The 19,125-nt window shown below is 75.0% G+C and carries 15 protein-coding genes; 7 read left to right on the top strand and 8 right to left on the bottom strand.

The genetic code is table 11. The annotated features are described in order from the left end of the window. Positions 1–166 precede the first annotated feature (166 nt). From ACIQUQ_RS15200 to ACIQUQ_RS15185, 4 genes are all read right to left on the bottom strand, one after another. Positions 167–1,018 carry a hypothetical protein gene (locus tag ACIQUQ_RS15200; RefSeq protein ID WP_403975573.1) on the bottom strand — a complete coding sequence of 284 codons (852 nt, stop codon included), beginning with the start codon at positions 1,016–1,018 and terminating at the stop codon, positions 167–169. Between the two features lie 51 nt (positions 1,019–1,069). Continuing rightward, positions 1,070–2,308 (bottom strand): serine hydrolase domain-containing protein, encoded by a 1,239-nt coding sequence (locus ACIQUQ_RS15195; RefSeq protein WP_403975571.1) that lies wholly within the window; start codon positions 2,306–2,308, stop codon positions 1,070–1,072. A gap of 130 nt (positions 2,309–2,438) precedes the next feature. Further along, on the bottom strand, positions 2,439–3,719 hold the full coding sequence (locus tag ACIQUQ_RS15190) for an ATP-binding protein (RefSeq protein WP_403975568.1): 1,281 nt from the start codon (positions 3,717–3,719) through the stop codon (positions 2,439–2,441). Further along, complete coding sequence (locus ACIQUQ_RS15185) at positions 3,719–4,459, bottom strand: response regulator transcription factor (protein WP_403975566.1); 741 nt, start codon at positions 4,457–4,459, stop codon at positions 3,719–3,721. The genes ACIQUQ_RS15190 and ACIQUQ_RS15185 overlap by 1 nt, the downstream gene beginning before the upstream one ends. Before the next feature lie 90 nt (positions 4,460–4,549). On the opposite strand from ACIQUQ_RS15185, the gene ACIQUQ_RS15180 reads away from it, so the two are divergent. The 4 genes from ACIQUQ_RS15180 to ACIQUQ_RS15165 all read left to right on the top strand — a co-directional run bounded on the left by ACIQUQ_RS15180 (position 4,550) and on the right by ACIQUQ_RS15165 (position 8,328). Continuing rightward, the gene (locus ACIQUQ_RS15180; RefSeq protein ID WP_403975561.1) at positions 4,550–5,107 is read left to right on the top strand and encodes a hypothetical protein; all 558 of its coding nucleotides are present in this window, start codon (positions 4,550–4,552) and stop codon (positions 5,105–5,107) included. Continuing rightward, positions 5,086–6,201: a peptidoglycan-binding protein gene (locus ACIQUQ_RS15175; RefSeq protein WP_403975558.1), complete on the top strand. Its 1,116-nt coding sequence runs from the start codon at positions 5,086–5,088 to the stop codon at positions 6,199–6,201. Before ACIQUQ_RS15180 ends, ACIQUQ_RS15175 begins: the two co-directional genes overlap by 22 nt. Before the next feature lie 139 nt (positions 6,202–6,340). Beyond that, on the top strand, positions 6,341–7,045 hold the full coding sequence (locus ACIQUQ_RS15170; RefSeq protein WP_403975556.1) for an ABC transporter ATP-binding protein: 705 nt from the start codon (positions 6,341–6,343) through the stop codon (positions 7,043–7,045). Positions 7,046–7,122: 77 nt separating this feature from the next. Further along, entirely contained in the window at positions 7,123–8,328 is a 1,206-nt protein-coding gene (locus ACIQUQ_RS15165) for an ABC transporter permease (RefSeq protein ID WP_403975675.1), read from the top strand. 211 nt (positions 8,329–8,539) lie between these two features. Here ACIQUQ_RS15165 and ACIQUQ_RS15160 read toward each other — a convergent pair whose 3' ends face one another. The 3 genes from ACIQUQ_RS15160 to ACIQUQ_RS15150 all read right to left on the bottom strand — a co-directional run bounded on the left by ACIQUQ_RS15160 (position 8,540) and on the right by ACIQUQ_RS15150 (position 12,674). Next, positions 8,540–9,193, bottom strand: a complete 654-nt coding sequence (locus ACIQUQ_RS15160) for a response regulator (RefSeq protein ID WP_403975553.1) — start codon at positions 9,191–9,193, stop codon at positions 8,540–8,542. Next, entirely contained in the window at positions 9,190–11,160 is a 1,971-nt protein-coding gene (locus ACIQUQ_RS15155; RefSeq protein WP_403975551.1) for a sensor histidine kinase, read from the bottom strand. The genes ACIQUQ_RS15160 and ACIQUQ_RS15155 overlap by 4 nt, the downstream gene beginning before the upstream one ends. Positions 11,161–11,453: 293 nt before the next feature. Beyond that, positions 11,454–12,674 (bottom strand): amidohydrolase family protein, encoded by a 1,221-nt coding sequence (locus tag ACIQUQ_RS15150; protein WP_403975549.1) that lies wholly within the window; start codon positions 12,672–12,674, stop codon positions 11,454–11,456. A 162-nt stretch (positions 12,675–12,836) separates the two neighbouring features. On the opposite strand from ACIQUQ_RS15150, the gene ACIQUQ_RS15145 reads away from it, so the two are divergent. From ACIQUQ_RS15145 to ACIQUQ_RS15135, 3 genes are all read left to right on the top strand, one after another. Then, positions 12,837–15,914 carry a BTAD domain-containing putative transcriptional regulator gene (locus ACIQUQ_RS15145; protein WP_403975546.1) on the top strand — a complete coding sequence of 1,026 codons (3,078 nt, stop codon included), beginning with the start codon at positions 12,837–12,839 and terminating at the stop codon, positions 15,912–15,914. Positions 15,915–16,141: 227 nt separating this feature from the next. Then, positions 16,142–16,387, top strand: a complete 246-nt coding sequence (locus ACIQUQ_RS15140; RefSeq protein ID WP_403975543.1) for a hypothetical protein — start codon at positions 16,142–16,144, stop codon at positions 16,385–16,387. A gap of 260 nt (positions 16,388–16,647) precedes the next feature. Further along, on the top strand, positions 16,648–17,376 hold the full coding sequence (locus ACIQUQ_RS15135) for a class I SAM-dependent methyltransferase (protein WP_403975540.1): 729 nt from the start codon (positions 16,648–16,650) through the stop codon (positions 17,374–17,376). A 79-nt stretch (positions 17,377–17,455) separates the two neighbouring features. On the opposite strand, the gene ACIQUQ_RS15130 is transcribed toward ACIQUQ_RS15135, so the two are convergent. Next, the gene (locus tag ACIQUQ_RS15130; RefSeq protein ID WP_403975538.1) at positions 17,456–19,072 is read right to left on the bottom strand and encodes a FadD3 family acyl-CoA ligase; all 1,617 of its coding nucleotides are present in this window, start codon (positions 19,070–19,072) and stop codon (positions 17,456–17,458) included. Positions 19,073–19,125: the final 53 nt, after the last annotated feature.

Raw genomic sequence — 19,125 nt, 5'->3', positions numbered from 1 at the left:
GGGAGGGAGGGACCAAAAGGCCGGAGGTCCGGAATGCCGGCGGGCGGGGCCCGGCGGGCGGCCCGGCGGGAGTGCGGGGGCACGGGCGCAGGGGGGAACGGGCGTGCGCCGGCACGGGAAAGCCGGGCGGGGGAAAGCGGGGCGGGGGAAAGCGGGGGCGCCGGGGCTACATGCCCGCCGGGCCCATCACGATCACCGGGTGCTGGGCGGGGTCCAGCGTCTCCAGGACCTTCCGCATCGCGGCCGCCGGGATGCCGACGCAGCCCTGGGACGGGCCGTCGTGGTCGACGTGCAGCCAGATGTTGCCGCCCTTGTCCTCGCCCTCGGGCTTCTCCGGGTCGAGCGGGGACGTGCCGGGCCTGCGGTTGAAGTCGATGGCCACCACGTAGTCGAAGGAGCCGGCCAGGGACTCCCCCTCGACGCCGACCCCGCCGGGCACGAAGGCCTCGTCCTGGTCGTACGGGAGCCTGGTCCCCGGGGGCGCCGACAGCAGGCCGCCCGCGTCCGTGAGGGCGAACACGCCGATGGGGGAGGTGAGGTCGCCGTACCGGCGGTCGGTGGACCAGCCCTTGGCGCCGTTGCGGCCCTGCCAGCTCGGTCCGGCGGTCCAGTCGCGGGAGCCCTCGGCGCGGCCGTAGAGGGTGACGGTGTTGTACGAGGAGTCCTTGCCCTTGCCGCTCACCAGGACGACCTGCCGGGAATCGGCGGGGATCCGCGCCCGGGTGGCGTCGCTGAGCCCGGGGATCACCTTCGGCGGCGCCGGAGCCGGCGGCCCGGCGTGCGGCGCCGCCGGCCGGTGCTCCCCGCGGCTGGGGTGGTCGCCGTCCCCGTGCGTCGCGTCGCCCCGGAGCTCCTGGTTGCCCTTCGCCGCACCGAGGTCCCCGCCGAGGTCGAAGGGCACGCCGCACAGCCAGGCGGCCAGCCCGGCGAGGGCGGCGCCGGCCGCAGCGAGGGGCCAGCGCCGGCCGAGCCGTGCGGGCCGCCGCGTCCTTGTCCGGTGCCGGGCGTGTTTGCTCATCGCCCTAAACCGTACACATGGTGCGTTTGGTTCTGTTGATCACTCAAATTTCTAACGGGGGCCGATTCCTCCGCCGTCGTACACGTGATCCGGCGTCACCACCTGGGTGACCGCCCGGGCGAGGAGCGTGGAGGGCTCCTGACCGCCGACCTGGGAGTCGGTGTTGAGCATCAGGACCATGGTGGCCTTCTCCTCCGGCAGGTAGACGGTCACCGTCTCGTAGCCCGGGATCGAGCCGTTGTGCCCGATCCAGCCGCTGGTCTCCAGGATGCCGAGCCCGTAGTTCGTGCCGGGGAAGCCGGTGGGCAGCATCTTCATGCGCTCCGCCTGGGTCTCCGGGCTGAGCAGCTTCCCGGTGGCGACGACCTCGGCCCAGCGGCGCAGGTCGTGCAAGTTCGAGATCATCACCCCGGCCGTCCAGGCCCAGCTGGGGTTCCAGTCGGTGGCGTCCGCGGTGGTGCCGTCCAGCGTCTGGTCGGTGTAGCCGCGCGGGTGCGGCTCGGGGAACTCCGTACCCTTCGGGAAGAGCGTGTGGTGCAGGCGGGCCGGGCGCAGCACCCGCTCGTCGATGACGCGCTGCACCTTCTGGCCGGTGACCTTCTCGATGACCAGGCCGAGCAGGATCAGGTTGGAGTTCGAGTACTGGAACTGGGCGTTCGGCGCGAAGGTGTTGGCGTGCCGGTAGCCGTACGACAGCACCTCCCACGGGTTGAAGGCGCGCTCCGGCTCGCTCACCAGGTCGTGGAGGAAGTCCGGGTCGGACGTGTACGGGAAGAGCCCGCTGCGCATGCCGGCGAGCTGACGCAGCGTGATGTTCTCGCCGTTCGGCACCCCGCGGACGTACTTGTCGATCGGGTCGTCCAGCCCGACCTTGCCCTGGTCGACCAGCTCCAGCAGCGCGGTGACCGTGAAGGTCTTGGTCTCGCTGCCGATCCGTACGTAGGAGTCGACCCGCATCGGGCTGCCGGTGGTCTTGTCGGCGACGCCGGTGGCCCGCACGTAGCAGCCCCGGCCCGGCAGCCAGAGGCCGACGACGACGCCCGGGATGTTCGCCTGGGTGCGGACCTGCTCGACGGTCCGGTCCAGCCGGGCGGTCAGGGCGGGGTCCAGGCCGTTGCGCGGGCACCCGTCCCCGTCCCGGCCGTCCTTCCTGTCCCCGCCGCCGTCGCCGTAACGGTCTGCGGCGGAAGCGGGAGTCACGGCCCCCGCGGGGGTGACGGCCACCGGGGCCAGCACCGACGCCACGAGCAGGGCGGCGGCGAACAGCCGGCGGGAGGGGGTACGTCGCATGTCGGGGCGCCTCTTCCAGGTCCGGGGAGCGGATAACCACATCACCATCCGAGCGCGTGACGGGCGGCACCCGTCCGGCGCCCGCCCCGCGATTCCACTCGTTCGGCGCCAGGGGAGGCGGGTGGTGCGGTCAGTCCGTCGTGGCCCCCGGGAAGCGCAGGCGTACGGTCAGGCCGCCGCCCGGGGCCGGGTTCGCGGTGGCGGTGAGTTCGGCCGAGTGCGCCCGCGCGATGGCGCCGACGATCGACAGGCCGAGCCCCGCGCCCTCGCCGGGCGCGTGCCGGCGCGCCTCCCGGCGGCGGAAGGGCTCCAGCAGCCTCGGCACCTCGCCCGGCGGGACGACGGGACCGGTGTTCGTGACCGACAGCTCCCGGGCGCCGGTGGTGACCGTGACCGAGCCGCCGTCACGGTTGTGGCGTACGGCGTTGGCGAGCAGGTTGCGCACCAGGTGCCCCAGCAGCGCCGGATCGCCGCGTACGACCAGCGGGGCGAGGGCCGAATCCACGGTCAGGCCGCGCCCGGCGGCCTCCTCCGCGCAGCCGGCCAGCTCCGCGGCGGCCGTCTCGTGCAGGGCCACCCGCTGCACCGCCGGCAGCCCCTCCCCCGCGCGGCCCCCGTCGTCCGCGCCGGCGCCGCCCGCCGCGCCCGGGCCCTCCTCGGCCGCGGCCAGCAGCAACAGGCCCTCGATCATCGCCTCGCTCTCGTCGCAGACGGCGAGGAGCTTCGCCCTGATCCGGGCCACCCGCTCCGCGTCCGGCTCACCCGCCAGCCCGATCTCGGCCGCGGCCCGCTGCACGGCGAGCGGGGTGCGCAGCTCGTGGGCGGCGTTCGCGGCGAACCGGCGCTGGGCGGCGACCAGCTGTTCCATCCGCCCCAGCATCCCGTCGAAGGTGTCGGCCAGCCGCTTGAGCTCACCGGGCGGGGCGTCGAGCGCGATCCGCTCGTGGAGGTTCTCGCCGGACAGCCGGCGGGCCGTCTCGGTGATCACCGCGACCGGGCGCAGCACCCGGCCCGCCATCCACCAGGCCAGCAGGATGGAGAGCACGGCGAAGACGGCCAGCGCGATCAGCGAGTACACCAGCAGCCGGTGCAGGGCCGCGTCCGTGACGGCGGCGGAGATGTTCTGGGTGACCTGGAAGGACGCCAGCTGTTCCTTGGAGAGGGTGCCGGGCGGCAGCTTCTGCGCCGGGACCATGACGGGCACGTCCACGCGGGTCCCCTCGACGACGTCGCCGGGTCGGGCGGCCGTGGTCCGCACGGCGGTCGTGAGGCTGCCGAGCATGCCCTGGCTGACCAGTACGTAGACCAGCGCCACCAGTCCGCCGCCGGCGAGCAGCAGCAGCGCGCCGTACAGGGCGGTGAGGCGGACGCGCTCGCTGCCCGGCAGCAGCCGGGCCGGACCGCGGCGCATCAGGAGCGGCCTTGCGGGGCAGGGCCCTGCGGGTCTGGGTCTTCCCGGCCGGCAGGACCGGCCGCCGCCCGGCGGTCCTGCGGGGGCGCGATGCGGTAGCCGGCACCCGGGACCGTCTCGACCACCGGCGGCTCGCCGAGCTTGGCCCGCAGCTTGCTGACGGTGACGCGGACGGCGTTGGTGGAGTAGCTGGTGTCCTCCTCCCACACCTGCTCGATCAGGTCGTCGCTGCTGACCACCGCCCCCTGCGCGCGGACCAGCGCCTCCAGCACCGCGAACTCCTTCCGGGACAGCGCGAGCCGGTGCCCGTCCCGGGTGGCGTCGCGGCGCGCGGTGTCGACGACGATGCCGGCCCGCTCCAGGACCGGCGGCAGGGCGGGGCGGGCGCGGCGGCCGAGGGCGAGGACGCGGGCGAGCAGCTCGTCGTACGCGAAGGGCTTGGTCAGGTAGTCGTCGGCGCCGAGGCCGAGGCCCTCGACCCGGTCGCGCACGGTGCCGGAGGCGGTGAGCATCAGGATCCGGGTGAGCAGGCCCTCGCGGACCACCTGGCGGCAGACCTCGTCGCCGTGCAGGCCGGGGAGGTCCCGGTCGAGGACCATCACGTCGTATGCGCCGAAGCGCAGCCGGTGCAGCGCCTCAAGGCCGTCGGCGGCTTCGTCCACGGCCAGGGCGTCGCGGCGCAGGCCCTCGGCGATCATCTCCCGGAGGAATTCCTCGTCCTCCACCACCAGAACTCGCATGCGTTCCTCTTTATCCGAGGCGGGGGTTTCGGCGTTGTAAAGGTCCGCCGTTAGAGAAGCGAAACCGCGCTTCGGCGCAAGGTCGGCGCCATGACTCCACACACCTCGGGCAGGCGTGCGTCCTCCCCCGTGACCATGACCGCGGCGGCCGTCCTCACCGGGCTGGCGCTGCTGGTGACCGCGTGCACGAATTCGTCCTCGTCGGGCGGCTCGGATTCCGCCGGTTCCGGTTCCTCGTCCGGCTCCGGTTCCGGCTCCGGCTCCGGCTCCTCGGCGGGCGGCGGGGCCGACGCCGACGCCGCGCTCAAGCTGCGCCAGTGCCTGCGCAAGCAGGGCCTGGACGTGCCGGACCCGAAGCCGGGCGAGGACCCGCGCGGCATGACGCTGGGCGGCGGCTCGAACGCGGACCCGCAGAAGTTCCAGAAGGCGCTGGAGGCCTGCGGCAGCGGCCCGAAGGGCGGCGCCGGCGGCCCCACCCAGAAGGAGAAGGACGACCAGCTGAAGTGGGTCCGCTGCATGCGGGACAACGGGATCGACCTCCCGGACCCGTCGTACGAGGGCGGGATGACGAAGGCCACGGAAATACCCAAGGGGCAGGAAGAGGCCTTCAAGAAGGCCATGGAGAAGTGCAACGCGGGGCGGCCGTGAAGAAGTGGCTCGTGGCGGGTCTGGTCGTGCTGGCCGCCGCGGGCGGCGGGGGGTACGTACTGGTGGCGCAGCCGGGCGGCGACGCGGGGGGCGAGGAGCGCCGTACGGACGGGCTGCCGCCCGACACCGCGCCCGTCACCCGCGGCGACCTCGGCAACGGCCTCCAGGTGGACGGCACCCTCGGCTACGCCAAGGAGCGCAAGCTGAACGCGGCGGCCCAGGGCGTGCTGACCTGGGTGGCCGGGGAGGGCTCGGCGGTCCCGCGCGACGGGCGGCTGTACGAGGTCGACGGGCGGCCGGTACGGCTGATGTACGGGTCGGTGCCGATGTACCGGGCGCTGAAGGCGGGCGACGAGGGCGAGGACGTCAAGCAGCTCAAGGCCAACCTGCGGGCGCTGGGCTTCGGCACGGGCCTGGACCCGGACGACGGGACCTTCACCCAGGGCACGGTGACGGCGGTGAAGCGCTGGCAGAAGTCCCACGGGCTGAAGCAGACCGGGCAGGTGGGCCCCGGTGACGTGGCCTTCGCCACCGGCCCGCAGCGGGTGCAGGCGGCCGACGCCGCGACCGGCGACCAGGCGGCGCCCGGCAAACCGGTGCTCACGCTGACCGGCACGGAGCGCGTGGTCCGCTTCAAGCTGGACGTCGGCCGGGCCGCGTCCGCCCGGACCGGGGACGAGGTGACCGTGTCGCTGCCGGGCGGCGGGACCGCGACCGGGCGGATCGGCTCGGTGGGCCGTGCCGCCGCGGACGAGGGTCAGGGGCAGGGGTCGGGCGGTGCCGGGGACGGCGCCGCGAAGGTCGAGGTGACGGTGCTCCTCGACCGGCCCGGCGAGGTGAGGGCCCCGGACCGGACGCCGGTCTCCGTCGGGCTGACCGGGGAGACGGTCAAGGGCGTGCTGTCGGTGCCGGTGAACGCGCTGCTGGCGCTGGCGGGCGGCGGCTTCGGGGTCCAGGTGGTCGAGGACGGCCCGGACGGGCGGCCCCGGGTCCGCGAAGTCCGCGTCGAGCTCGGGATGTTCGGGCAGGGCCGCGTCGAGGTCAAGGGCGGGGCGCTGAAGGAGGGCATGAAGGTCGGGGTGCCGAAGATTTGACGTCCTCCCCGCCCCACGTACTGGCCGCCACCGACGACGCCGTTCCGCCCACGGGGCGAACCGGCCTTCCCAGCCCCGCTACGCGGGTGCTCCGTTCCCTCCCCGGCCTGAAGGCCGGGGTATCCACGAAGGAGTCCTGATGACGGACGAGCGGCTGCCGAGCACCGTGGTCGAGCTGAAGGGGGTGACCAAGGAGTATCCGGGCGGGGTCGCGGCGCTGCGGGGCGTGGACCTGACCGTGACGGCCGGGGAACTGCTCGGCCTCGTGGGCCCCTCGGGCTCGGGGAAGTCGACGCTGCTGCACATCGTGGGCACCCTGGACCGGCCCACGGCCGGTACGGTCGCGATCGCCGGCCACGACGTGCCGTCCCTGTCCGACCGTGCCCTGTCGGCGCTGCGCGCGCGGCACGTCGGCTTCGTCTTCCAGTCCTTCCATCTGGTGCCGGGCCTGAGCGCGCGGGACAACGTGGCCGAGGGGCTGCTGTATTCGGGCCTCCCGCGGGCCGAGCGGCGGCGCCGGGCGGTCCGGGCGCTGGAGCGGGTGGGGTTGGGCGACCGGCTGGGCCACCGGCCGCACCAGCTGTCCGGCGGCCAGAAGCAGCGGGTGGCGATCGCGCGGGCGGTGGCCGGCGAGCCCGACCTGCTGCTGGCGGACGAGCCGACCGGGGCGCTGGACTCGGCCTCGGGCGAGGCGGTGATGGAGCTGCTGCGCGAGCTGAACCGGGACGGCGCGACCATCGCGGTGATCACGCACGACCAGGAGATCGCGGCGGCCCTGCCCCGCCAGGTGCGGATCCGGGACGGGGAGATCGTGGCGGACGAGTGGAACGGGGCGGTGGCGTGAGGGCGGGGCGGCGGGACCGTACGCGGGAGCGGCCGGCCCGGCGGGACCGTACGCGGGAGCGGAGGAGCCGTACGCGGCTGCGGCGGGACCGTACGCGGCTGCGGCCGGCCCGGCTCTCCCTGCGGGACGTGCTGCACGTGGGCTCGGCAGGGCTGCGGGCCCGGCCGGTACGGGTGGTGCTGTCGGCGCTCGGCATCGCGATCGGGATCGCCACGATGATCGCGGTGGTCGGCATCTCCTCGTCCAGCCAGGCGAAGCTGCTGCGGGAGCTGGACGCGCTGGGCACGAACATGCTGGTCGTGACGCCGGGCCAGTCGATGTTCTCCGGCCAGGACACCAAGCTGCCCGAGGAGGCGCCGGGCATGATCGGCCGGATCGAGGGCGTGGAGCGCGTCGGCGCGACCGGTGCCGTGGCGCACTCGGTGCGGCGCAGCGAGAAGATCTCCCCGGACGAGACCGGCGGCATCGCGGTGCTGGCCGCGCGGGGCGACCTGCTGGAGACGCTGCGGGCCGGGGTGCGCAGCGGGGCGTGGCTGAACGCCGCGACGGGCCGGTACCCGGCCGTGGTGCTGGGCGACGTGGCGGCGCGGCGGCTCGGGATCACCGCGCCGGGCCGGCAGGTCTTCATCGGCGGGCGGTACTTCACGGTGACGGGCATCCTCGGACCGGTGCCGCTGGCGCCCGAGATCGAGCGGGCGGCCCTGGTCGGCTGGTCGGCGGCGGAGTCCCTGCTGGGCTTCGACGGACACCCGACGGCCGTGTACGAGCGCTCGGCGGACGCCCGGGTGGGCGCAGTGCGGAACCTGATCCCGCAGACGGCCAACCCCCGCTCGCCGCAGACGGTGTCGGTGACGGACCCGTCGGCCGCGCTCCAGGCCAAGGCGGCCACCGAAGGCGCGTTCTCCACGCTGCTGCTGGGGCTCGGCGGGATCGCGCTGCTGGTCGGCGGGGTGGGCGTGGCCAACACCATGATCATCTCGGTGCTGGAGCGGCGCCACGAGATCGGCCTGCGCCGCTCGCTGGGGGCCACGAAGGGGGCGGTCCGCGTCCAGTTCGTCACGGAGTCCCTGCTCCTGTCGGGCCTCGGCGGACTGGCCGGCATCGCGCTGGGCTCGGCGGCGGTGGCCGCGTACGCCGCTGCGGGCGGCCTGCCGTGGGTGGTCCCGCTGTGGTCGGTCACCGGCGGCTTCGGCGCGACCCTGGTCATCGGCACGCTGGCGGGCCTCTACCCGGCGGTCCGCGCCTCCCGCCTGTCCCCGACCCTGGCCCTGCACGCGGCCTGACCTGCACGGCCGGGCGCCCGGATCCCGGAACGCCGGTCCCCTTCTCCTGAGCCCGTGTCATGATCCACGGACACAGGGGGAGGGGAACGCGCATGCGATGGCCTTGGGGGCGCAACCGGGAGGACCGGGAGGCGGCGTACGAGGAGGCGGAGGCGGCTCTGCGGGAGATGACCGCGGCCTTCCGGTCAGAGGCCGCCCGCGGCCGGCCCGGTCAGGGGCCCGTTCCCAGGCCCCTTTCGCGGGCGCGGACGATCGCTTCCGCGCGGGTGGCCGTCTGGAGTTTCGTCAGGATGTTGGAGAGGTGGTTGCGGACCGTCTTCGGCGAGAGCGTCAGACGCCGGGAGATGGCCGTGTTGTCCAGGCCCCGCGCCACCAGGTCCAGCACCTCCAGCTCCCGGGCGGTCAGCTCGGGGAAGGGGCCTCGGGCGGCGCCCGGCACCACCAGGCCGGTCAGGTAGGCCATCGCCCGGGTGGCCACGGCGGGGCCCAGGATGACCTCCCCGTTGGCCACGGCGTGCAGCGCGCGCTCGATCTCCTCCGGCGCCGCGCCCTTCAGCAGGTACCCGCGGGCCCCGGCCCGCATCGAGGCGAAGACCGAGTCGTCGTCGTCCAGCATCGTCACCACCAGCACCGCCGTGCGCGGCCGGACCCGCAGGATCTCCCGCGTCGCGTCCACCCCGGAGCCGGCGCCCTCGCCGAGGTCGAGGTCCATGACCACCACCTCCGGCTCCCCGGCCACCGCCCCCGCCACGGCCTCCGGCAGCGAAGCGGCCTCGGCCACCACGCTCACCCCGGCCAGGGAGCCGAGCAGCGCCGCCATCCCCATCCGGAACACCGGGTGGTCGTCCACCACCATCACCCTCATGCCGCCGCCCCCTCAGGCCGCGCGGGTATCCGCAGTTCCAGCCGGGTGCCCCGGCCCCCGGAGCCCGGTCCCCACGCGACGGTCCCGCCGACGAGCTCGGCGCGCTCGCGCAGGGACTGCGTACCGACGCCCGGGCGGGCACCCGGGCCGATGCCCCGGCCGTCGTCCTCGACCGTGACGGCCAGGGCGCCCCGGTCGCCGGCCAGTTCCACGGCGCAGACCCGGGCGCCGGAGTGCCGGGCCACGTTCCTGATGGCCTCGGCCACCACCGCGTACACCGCGCCCGCGACCTCCCGTTCCGGCTCGCCGGCACCCGCGTCGCGCACCACCACGGCCAGGCCGTCGGACTCGTACCGCATGACCAGCTCGCGCAGCGCCGGTACGAGGCCCAGCTCGGCCAGCACCGGCGGGACCAGCCCGCGCGCCAGCACCCGGACGGCCTCCACCTGGTGGTCCACCTCCGTACGGAGCGCGGCCAGCAGCGCGTCCGAGGCCCCGGCGCCGGGCGGCAGCAGGTTGCGGGCGGCGGACAGCCCGAGGCCCACGCCGGCCAGGGCGGGACCGAGTCCGTCGTGCAACTCGCGGCGCAGCGCCCGGCGTTCGTCGTCCCTGGCGGCGGCGAGCCGTCCCCGGGACTCGCGCAGCGCGCGGGTGACGGCGGCGATCTGGACGGCGGTGCCGAGGAGCGGGGCGACCTCGTCCAGGGCGGCCCGCGCCCGGCGGTCCAGCGCCTCGCCGGGGCGGGCGGTGACCCGGAGCGTCCCGGCGGTCTCCTGCCGCACCACCAGGGGGAGTTCGAGCGGCGCCGGCTCGTCGGGCTCGCCGGCGGCGGCCAGCACCCGGCCGTCGGGGCCGAGCACGCGGACCGAGCCGAGGTTGAAGGAAGCCGCCACGCTCTCCGCCATGCCGGCCAGGGCCTCCTCGGGGGTCGCCGCACTGCCCAGGTGGCGGCCGACGCGGCTGAGCGCGGGCGCGGCGGCCTCGCCGTGCACGAGGCGGTCCACCCGGCGCTGGAGCCAGCCGCGGGCGGGCTGGATGCCGGCGGCGGTGGCGGCGGTGGCGAGGACCGCGCCGAGCGTTCCGGAACCGGGCAGCAGTGCGCCCAGCAGGGCGAGGGCGGCGAAGCAGCCGCCGATCAGCAGGCCGGTGAGCAGGGCCCAGACGAGGGTGCGGCTGATGACGAGGTCGATGCCCCACAGGCGCTGGCGCAGGACCACGACGAGCACGGCCGCCGGGAAGAAGGCCTGCGAGGCGAGGTGGGTGACGGGGGTCAGCAACTCCGGCCAGCCGCCGGGGCCTTCGGGGCGGACGACCAGGGGGACGAAGGTGAGCGCGATCAGGGCGGTGCCGATGGCGAGCCAGCCGAGGCCGCGGGCCGACGGGTCGCGGTGCCGCCGCAGGGCGGCGTGGGCCGCGGCGGCGAGCCCGAGGACGATCACGGCCAGTACGAGGGCGTCGGCGAGCGGTCCGGCCAGCCGGGCCCAGGCGGCGCTGCGCACGGCGAGCGGGGCGAAGGGGTGCGGCGCGGCCGGCCAGGGCCAGGGATCGGTGAGGCGTACGGCGAGGAGCGCGGCGATCACGGCGACGCCGGCCCCGACGGCGGCGTACGCGGCCCGGGAGGGGCGTTCGCGGCCGAGGAGGTACGGGACGACGAGGATCAGGGAGAGCGTGCCGGGGACCCAGGCGGTGCCCTGGAGGATGCCCCAGGCGGGGGGCGGGGCGGCGGTCCCGTACCGGGCGGCGAGCTGCGCGACGACCGCCGCCGCACCGCCGCCAACGGCGCACAGGGCGACGAGCCAGGCCACGGCGTGGGTGCGGCGGCCGAGCACGACGGCCGCGGTGAGCCCGTAGACGAGGGCGTCGGCGGTGTCGACGAGAAAGTAGACCTGGTCGGGGTTCCAGGGCGGATGGGCCACGGCCCACAGCCCGAGCCCGACGGCTGCCGCGCCCCAGGTCAGCACCAGCACGGCGGCAGCGGCCGGCCGGCACCCCCCGCCCTTCCCGGCCGTTCCCCCCGAGTCCCCCATACGGCCCAAGATGACACCCCGCAGCGGCCCTGTCACAGGGTTCCGCCCCGGACACGCCGAGCGCCGGCGGCCGAGCCGGCGGCTGGGCGCGGCCCCACCCGGGGCCGGCGGCCCCACCCGGGGCCGGCGGAGCCGGCGGAGCGGCAGCCCCGTGCGGGGCGGGCACCCCCGTGGGGGCGGGCGCCGCGGAAGGGCGGGCCCGGGCGGTCCGCCCCCTCGCACCCCCGGAGGGGTCAGGCGCCGGCCCAGAGGCCGTCCGGGGTCAGGCCCAGCAGGGCTATCGCGTTGCCGCGGACGATGCGGTCCACCACGTCCGGGGCCAGGTGGGACATCTGCGCCTCGCCCACCTCGCGGGACTTCGGCCAGGTGGAGTCCGAGTGCGGGTAGTCCGTCTCGTACAGGACGTTGCCCACGCCGATCGCGTCCAGGTTCCGCAGTCCGAAGGCGTCGTCGAAGAAGCAGCCGTAGACGTGCTCCGCGAACAGCTCCGACGGCGGGCGGGTGACCTTGTCGGCGACGCCGCCCCAGCCGCGGTTCTCCTCCCAGACCACGTCCGCGCGCTCCAGGATGTACGGGATCCACCCGATCTGACCCTCCGCGTACATGATCCGGAGGTTGGGGAACCGCTCGAACTTGCCGCTCATCAGCCAGTCGGTCATCGAGAAGCAGCAGTTGGCGAAGGTGATGGTGGACCCGACCGCCGGCGGCGCGTCCGCCGAGGTGGACGGCATCCGGGACGAGGAGCCGATGTGCATGGCGATGACCGTGCCGGTCTCGTCGCAGGCCTGGAGGAAGGGGTCCCACTCGTCGGTGTGGATCGACGGCAGCCCGAGGTGCGGCGGGATCTCCGAGAAGGCCACGGCCCGCACGCCGCGGGCCGCGTTGCGCCGCACCTCCTCGGCGGCGAGGCGGGCGTCCCACAGCGGTACGAGGGTGAGCGGGATCAGCCGGCCCTGCGCGAGGGGGCCGCACCACTCCTCCACCATCCAGTCGTTGTACGCGCGGACGCCGAGCAGCCCCAGCTCACGGTCCTTGGCCTCGGTGAAGGTCTGGCCGCAGAAGCGCGGGAAGGTGGGGAAGCAGAGCGCGGACTGGACGTGGTTGACGTCCATGTCGGCCAGTCGGTCCGGGACCGAGAAGGAGCCGGGGCGCATCTGCTCGTACGTGATGACCTCGAGCCGGATCTCGTCGCGGTCGTAGCCGACGGCGGTGTCCAGGCGGGTCAGCGGGCGGTGCAGGTCCTCGTACACCCACCAGTCTCCGATGGGGCCGTCGTCGCCCTTGGCGCCCATGACGGGGGCGAACTTGCCGCCCAGGAAGGTCATTTCCTTGAGGGGGGCGCGGACGACGCGCGGGGCGACGTCCGCGTACTTGGACGGGAGCCGGTCCCGCCAGACGTGGGGAGGCTCAACCGTGTGGTCGTCCACCGAGATGATCTTCGGGAAGGTCTCCATGTCCTCCACGGTAGCGTTTATCTGACGTACCGTCAGCTACTCGGGTGGTGATCGGTGTGTACCAGCTGTGCCACACACACCGGCCGGGCTGACGCGCCCGCCCAAGACAGGGCAGACTGACCAATGCGTACACACGGCTCCGGAAAGGCGAGGGGGAAGCAGATGGACGGCACACCGCCCATACCGCGGCAGCGGAAGCACCCCGAATCGGCGCCCGGACCCGCACCCTCCGCATCCGGCGAAGCCACGGGCGCGCCCACCCACACCTCCGCGGGCACCACGGGCCCCGCAGGCACCACCACCGACGCCCCCACCGGAGCCTCCGGCCCCGCCGCCCCCACCCCCGACACCGCCCGCTTCGCCGTGCTCGGCCCCGTCCGCGCCTGGCGCGGCGGCGAGCCGATCCCCTCGGGCTCCCCGCAGCAGCGCGCCCTGCTCGCCGCCCTGCTGCTGCGCGACGGCCGCACCGCCACCGCGCCCGAACTGATCGACGCCATCTGGGGCGAGGACCCGCCCTCCCAGGCTCTGGCCGCGGTCCGCACGTACGCCTCCCGGCTCCGCAAGGTCCTCGACCCGGGCCTGCTGGTCAGCGAGTCCGGCGGCTACGCCATCCGCACCCCGGCCGCCGCCCTCGACCTCGGCCTCGCCCGCGGCTTCGCCGCCGACGCCGACAAGGCCCGCGCCTCGGGGAACCGCGGCCAGGCCCGTACGCTCCTCAACCACGCCCTCGCCCTCTGGGACGGCGAGCCCCTCGCCGGGGTCCCCGGCCCGTACGCCGAGACCGAGCGCACCCGCCTCTCCGAATGGCGGCTCACCCTCCTGGAGACGCGCCTCGACCTCGACCTCGAGGTCGGCGCGCACGGCGAGGCGGTCTCCGAACTGACCGCGCTCACCGCCGCCCACCCGCTCCGCGAGCGCCTCCGCGAGCTGCTGATGCTCGCCCTCTACCGCGGCGGCCGCCAGGCCGAGGCCCTCGCCGTGTACGCCGACACGCGCCGCCTCCTCGCGGACGAGCTCGGCGTGGACCCGCGCCCCGAGCTCGCCGAACTCCAGCAGCGCATCCTGCGCGCGGACGCCGAACTGGCGCGGGTCGCCGAGCCCGCCCCGGCCGCGCCCGCCGTGATCATCCGGCCGGCCCAACTCCCGGCGACCGTTCCCGACTTCACCGGCCGCTCCGCCTTCGTACAGGAACTCAGCGAGATCCTCACCGCCGCCGGCACCGACGGCCGGGTGATGGCCGTGTCCGCCCTGGCCGGCATCGGCGGCGTCGGCAAGACCACGCTCGCCGTACACGTCGCGCACGCCGCCCGCCCGCACTTCCCCGACGGCCAGCTGTACGTGGACCTCCAGGGCACCGACCCGCGGGCCGCCGAACCCGAGGCCGTCCTCGGCGCGTTCCTGCGCGCCCTCGGCACCGCCGACTCCGCCATCCCCGACACCGCCGACGAGCGGGCGGCGCTGTACCGCTCCACCCTCGACGGGCGCCGGGTGCTGGTGCTGCTCGACAACGCCAAGGACGCCGCCCAGGTACGGCCCCTGCTGCCCGGCACCGCCGGCTGCGCGGCGCTGGTCACCAGCCGGGTGCGGATGAACGGCCTGGCCGGCGCGCACCTGGTGGACCTGGACGTGATGAGCCCGGAGGAGGCGATCCAGCTCTTCACCCGGATCGTGGGCGAGGAGCGGGTGGCGTCCGAGCGGCAGGCCGCCCTGGACGTGGTGGGAGCCTGCGGCTTCCTGCCCCTGGCCATCCGCATCGCGGCCTCCCGGCTGGCCGCCCGGCGCACCTGGACGGTGTCCGTCCTGGCCGCGAAGCTGGCCGACGAGCGGCGCCGCCTCGACGAGCTCCAGGCCGGCGACCTGGCCGTCAAGGCCACCTTCGAGCTCGGCTACGGGCAGCTCGAACCCGCCCAGGCGCGGGCCTTCCGGCTGCTGGGCCTGGCCGACGGCCCCGACATCTCGCTGGCCGCGGCCGCCGCCGTACTGGACCTCGCCGAGCACGACGCCGAGGACCTGCTGGAGGCGCTGGTCGACTGCTCCCTGCTGGAGTCGGCGGCGCCCGGCCGCTACCGCTTCCACGACCTCGTACGGCTCTACGCGCGTGCGTGCGCCGAGCGGGACGAGCAGCCGCCGAGCGAGCGCACGGCGGCCATGTCCCGGCTGCTGGACTTCTACCTGGCCACCGCGGCCGGCGTGTACGCGCTGGAGCGGCCGGGCGACCGGCTGGTGGAGCACCTCTCCGCCACGGCGTACCCGGGCCTGGTCTTCCCGGACGGCCGGTCGGCCGTGGACTGGCTGTACTCGGAGGCGGCCTGCCTGCTGGCCTGCGTGCACCAGAACGCCTCGGGGGGTGCTCTGGGGCGGGCCGTGGACCTGCTGTGGGCGGCGAAGGACCTGGCCGAGTCCGGGGCCAACTCCCGGCAGTACGAGACCACGGCGACGGCCGTGCGCGAGGCGGCCCGCGCCGCCGGCGACGCCCGGGCCGAGGCCCGCGCGCGGATCGCGCTCACCACGCTGCTGCTGGTCTCCGGCCGCTTCGCGCAGGCCGACGAGGAGGCGCGGGTGGCGAGCGAGCTGGCCCGGCTCACCGGCGACCCGATGCCGGCGGGCGTGGCGCCCAACGACCGCGGCATCATCGCCTTCTACCAGAACCGGCACGCGGACGGCGAAGCGCTGCTCAGCGAGGCCATAGAGAACTACCGGGCGGACGGGAACCGGCCGGGCGAGGCCAGCGCGCTGTGCAACCTGTCCCGGATCCACGTGAACATGGGCCGTACGACCAGCGCCGTCCAGCTCGCCGAGCGCGGGCTGGCCATCTTCAAGGAGATGGGCCTGGCGCTGCGGGTGGCCAACGGCCGCTTCGCGCTGGGCATCGCGCTCACCAGGGCGGGCCGGCCCGCGGACGCCCTCGAGCAACTCGGCGAGGCGCTGCGCGTGTTCCAGGAGAACCGGCAGCGGCTGTGGGAGGGGACGACCAACTTCCGGATCGCCGAGGCCCACCTGTCGGCCCAGCGCTTCGCCCTGGCGGCACAGCACGCGGAGCGCGCGCTGGCGCTGCGCTGCATCGGCGGGGAGTGGATGCGCGGGAACGTGCTGACCACCCTTGGCCGGGCCCTGGACAGCCTGGGCCAGGCCGACCGGGCACGGGCCTGCTGGCGGGAGGCGCTGAGCATCTACGAGCAGACGGGCGCGAGCGAGGCGGCGGAGGTCCGGGCACTGCTCCGGCCGACGCAGGCGGCGTAGGCTCTGACCTGGGGCTTTCCCGGGTCACCGGCGATAATCGGGCACGTTCATCGAACGTTTATCGCCGGGCGTCATGCTTCTTTCCAACGGTCCGTCGCGTCGGGGGGCAGGCGGACCACCAGGAGTGGTTCACCGCTAGGGTGAACGACCCTGGAACGCCCGTCCGGTGGTTCGCGGGGGAATCCCCGGGCGGGCGTTTCCCACCAGTCCTTTTCAGGGAGTTGAAGATGAGCGACGCCAAGAAGCCCGTGATCGGCACCAGCACCGACGCCGGCACCATCAAGCCGATGGAGAACCACGCGGGCCTCGTCGGCGCCGACGCCCTGATCACGGACCCGGCCGCCAAGCCCGTCCTCACGCCGGTGCCGGACCCGGCGGCCGAGAGCCTGCCCGAGGAGACGACGCCGCTGGAGAACCACGCCGGCAGCGTCCAGGACGACATCTTCAAGCCCGCGGAGAACCACGCGGGCTGACCCACCGGCCGCCGGGCCCCACGGGACTCGGAGGACCACGGGGGACACGGGGGACACGGGGGGTCCGCGCGGATCACGGGGGAACCGCGCGGACGTACGTACGGGGGAACCACGGGGGGACACGGGGGAACCACGGGGGAATCGGGGGACCCACGGGGGGGAATACGGGGGGACGGTCGCGGTGGCCCGGAGGGGGAGCCACCGCGACCGCCGCCGTTTCGGCACGTCCGGGACCGGCCCCGGGTGATTAGGCTGGCGGTGTGTTCACCACCGAGGGACCCAGTCTGCGCGAGCTCACCGTCCAAGCGCTCTCGTCCGTGGAGCGCGGCTACGACCTGCTCGCCCCGAAGTTCGACCACACCCCCTTCCGCACGCCGGACCGCATGCTCGACTCCGTCGCCGAGGCGCTGAGCCTGCTCGCCCCCTTCGACGCGGGCCTGGACGTCTGCTGCGGCACCGGCGCCGGCATCGGCGTGCTGCGGCAGCTCTGCCGGGAGCGGGTGACCGGCGTGGACCTGAGTGCCGGGATGCTGGCCGGGGCGCGGGCCGCGCACGCCGGCGCGGTGACGCCCGCGGTGGACTTCGTACGGGCCGACGCCCGCGCGCTGCCCTTCGCCGACGCGTACGACCTGGCCGTCTCCTTCGGCGCCTTCGGGCACTTCCTGCCCGGCGAACGCCCCGCGCTCTTCGAGGGCGTGCACCGGGCGCTGCGCCCCGGCGGGGTGTTCGCCTTCCCCATCGGGGCACCGCTGCCGCTGTCCTCGGCGGGGTACTGGGCCGTGCTCGGCTTCGACGCGGCGATGCGGGTGCGCAATGCCGTGTGGCGGCCGCCGTTCGTGATGTACTACCGGACCTTCCCGCTCGGGGGCGTGCGCGAGGACCTGGTGCGGGCCGGGTTCGGCGTCGAGCTGCTGCCGCTGGAGCACTTCGGCCGCCGCCCGGACGGCAGCCCGCACTGGCGGCTGCTGGTGGCCCGCAAGGCGGGGTGATCCGGGCCGCCAGGGTGCCCTGACCCGGACCCCCCGGCCCCGGGGACCGCCCGGCCCCGGCCCACCCGGCCCCGGCGACTCAGGCCGCCCGCGTGCGGAGCTCCGTCTTCAGGACCTTCCCGCTGGCGTTGCGCGGCAGTTCGGCGACGAACTCCACGGTTCTGGGCACCTTGTAGTTGGCCATCTCCCGGCGGGACCAGGCGATCAGGTCGTCGGCGGTGAGGGTGGAGCCGGGGCGGCGTACGGCATAGGCCTTGCCGACCTCGCCCAGACGCGCGTCAGGTACGCCGACGACGGCGACGTCCGCGATGTCCGGGTGCAGGCCCAGGAGTTGCTCGATCTCGGCCGGGTACGCGTTGAACCCGCCGACGATGAACATGTCCTTGATCCGGTCGGTGATCCGCAGGTTGCCGTCGGCGTCGAGCACGCCGACGTCCCCGGTGCACAGCCAGCCGTCCGGGGTGACGGTCCTCGCGGTCCCGGCCGGGTCCTCGAAGTACCCGCCCATGACGTTGTGGCCCCGCACCCTGATCTCGCCGGGGCTGTCCGGCGCCAGCGGGGTGCCGTCCGCGGAGACCACCCGTACCTCGGTGTCCGGGATGGCGCGGCCCGAGGTGGCGGAGATGACCTCCGCCGGGTCGCCCTGCCGGCACATGGTGACGATGCCGCTGGCCTCGGAGAGCCCGTACGCGGTGAGCACGGTCGCGATGCGCAGCTCGGCCCGCAGCCGCTCGACGAGCTGGAGCGGGACCACGGCGGCGCCGGTGACGACCAGCCGGAGCGCGGACAGGTCGTGGTGGTCGCGGGCGGGGTGGTCGAGCAGGGACTGGTGCAGGGTGGGCGGGCCGGGGAGCACGGAGATCCGCTCGGCGGCGACGTTGGCGAGGACCGTGTCGACGTTGAAGACCGGCTGGGGGACCATCGTGGCCCCGCGCATCAGGCAGGCGATGATGCCGGCCTTGTAGCCGAAGGTGTGGAAGAAGGGGTTCACGATCAGGTAGCGGTCGCCCTCCCGCAGCCCGGCCAGCTCGCTCCAGACCTGGTAGCAGCGGAGCGACTGGGCGTGGGTGATGACGGCGCCCTTGGGCCGGCCGGTGGTGCCCGAGGTGAAGATGATGTCGGAGGGGGCGTCGGAGCGTACGGCGGCGGCCCGCTCGCGCACGGCCGCGGCGGACACGGAGTCGCCGTCGGCGAGGAACTCCTTCCAGGTGCGGAAGGAGGGCGGCGCGTCCTCGGCGAGCACGACCACGTCCTCCAGGTGCGGCAGGCCGGGGAGCGGCCCGGTGCCGGTGCCCTCGGCGGCCGCGCGCCGCAGCGAGGCGACGTACGAGGTGCCGAGGAAGGTGCCGGTGACGAAGAGCAGCCGCGCCCGGCTGCGTTCCAGCACGTACGCGGCCTCGGCGCCCTTGAAGCGGGTGTTGAGCGGGACGAGCACGGCCCCGGCCGAGACCGCGCCGAGGGCCGAGACGATCCACTCCAGGGTGTTGGGGGCCCAGACCGCGACCCGGTCCCCCGGCTCGACGCCCGAGGCCAGACAGGCCGCGGCGGCGCGCTCGACGCGCTCGCCGAGTTCGGCGTACGAGATGCGGGTGCGGCCGTCGGCCACCGCCTCGCGGTCCGCGAACCGTACGGCCGCGTCGCGCACCAGCCCCGGAATGCTGACCCAGCGCAGATCCCCGCGTTCTTCCCGGCTCATCAAGGCCTCCCCGCCGCCGGACCGTCGGCCCGGCACCCAGTAGCTGACTATCC

This window comes from Streptomyces sp. NPDC101118 (assembly GCF_044759445.1).
Taxonomy (GTDB): Bacteria; Actinomycetota; Actinomycetes; order Streptomycetales; family Streptomycetaceae; genus Streptomyces.
Note: the sequence above shows the minus strand (reverse complement) of the source record. Positions and strands in the feature narration are given on the sequence as shown.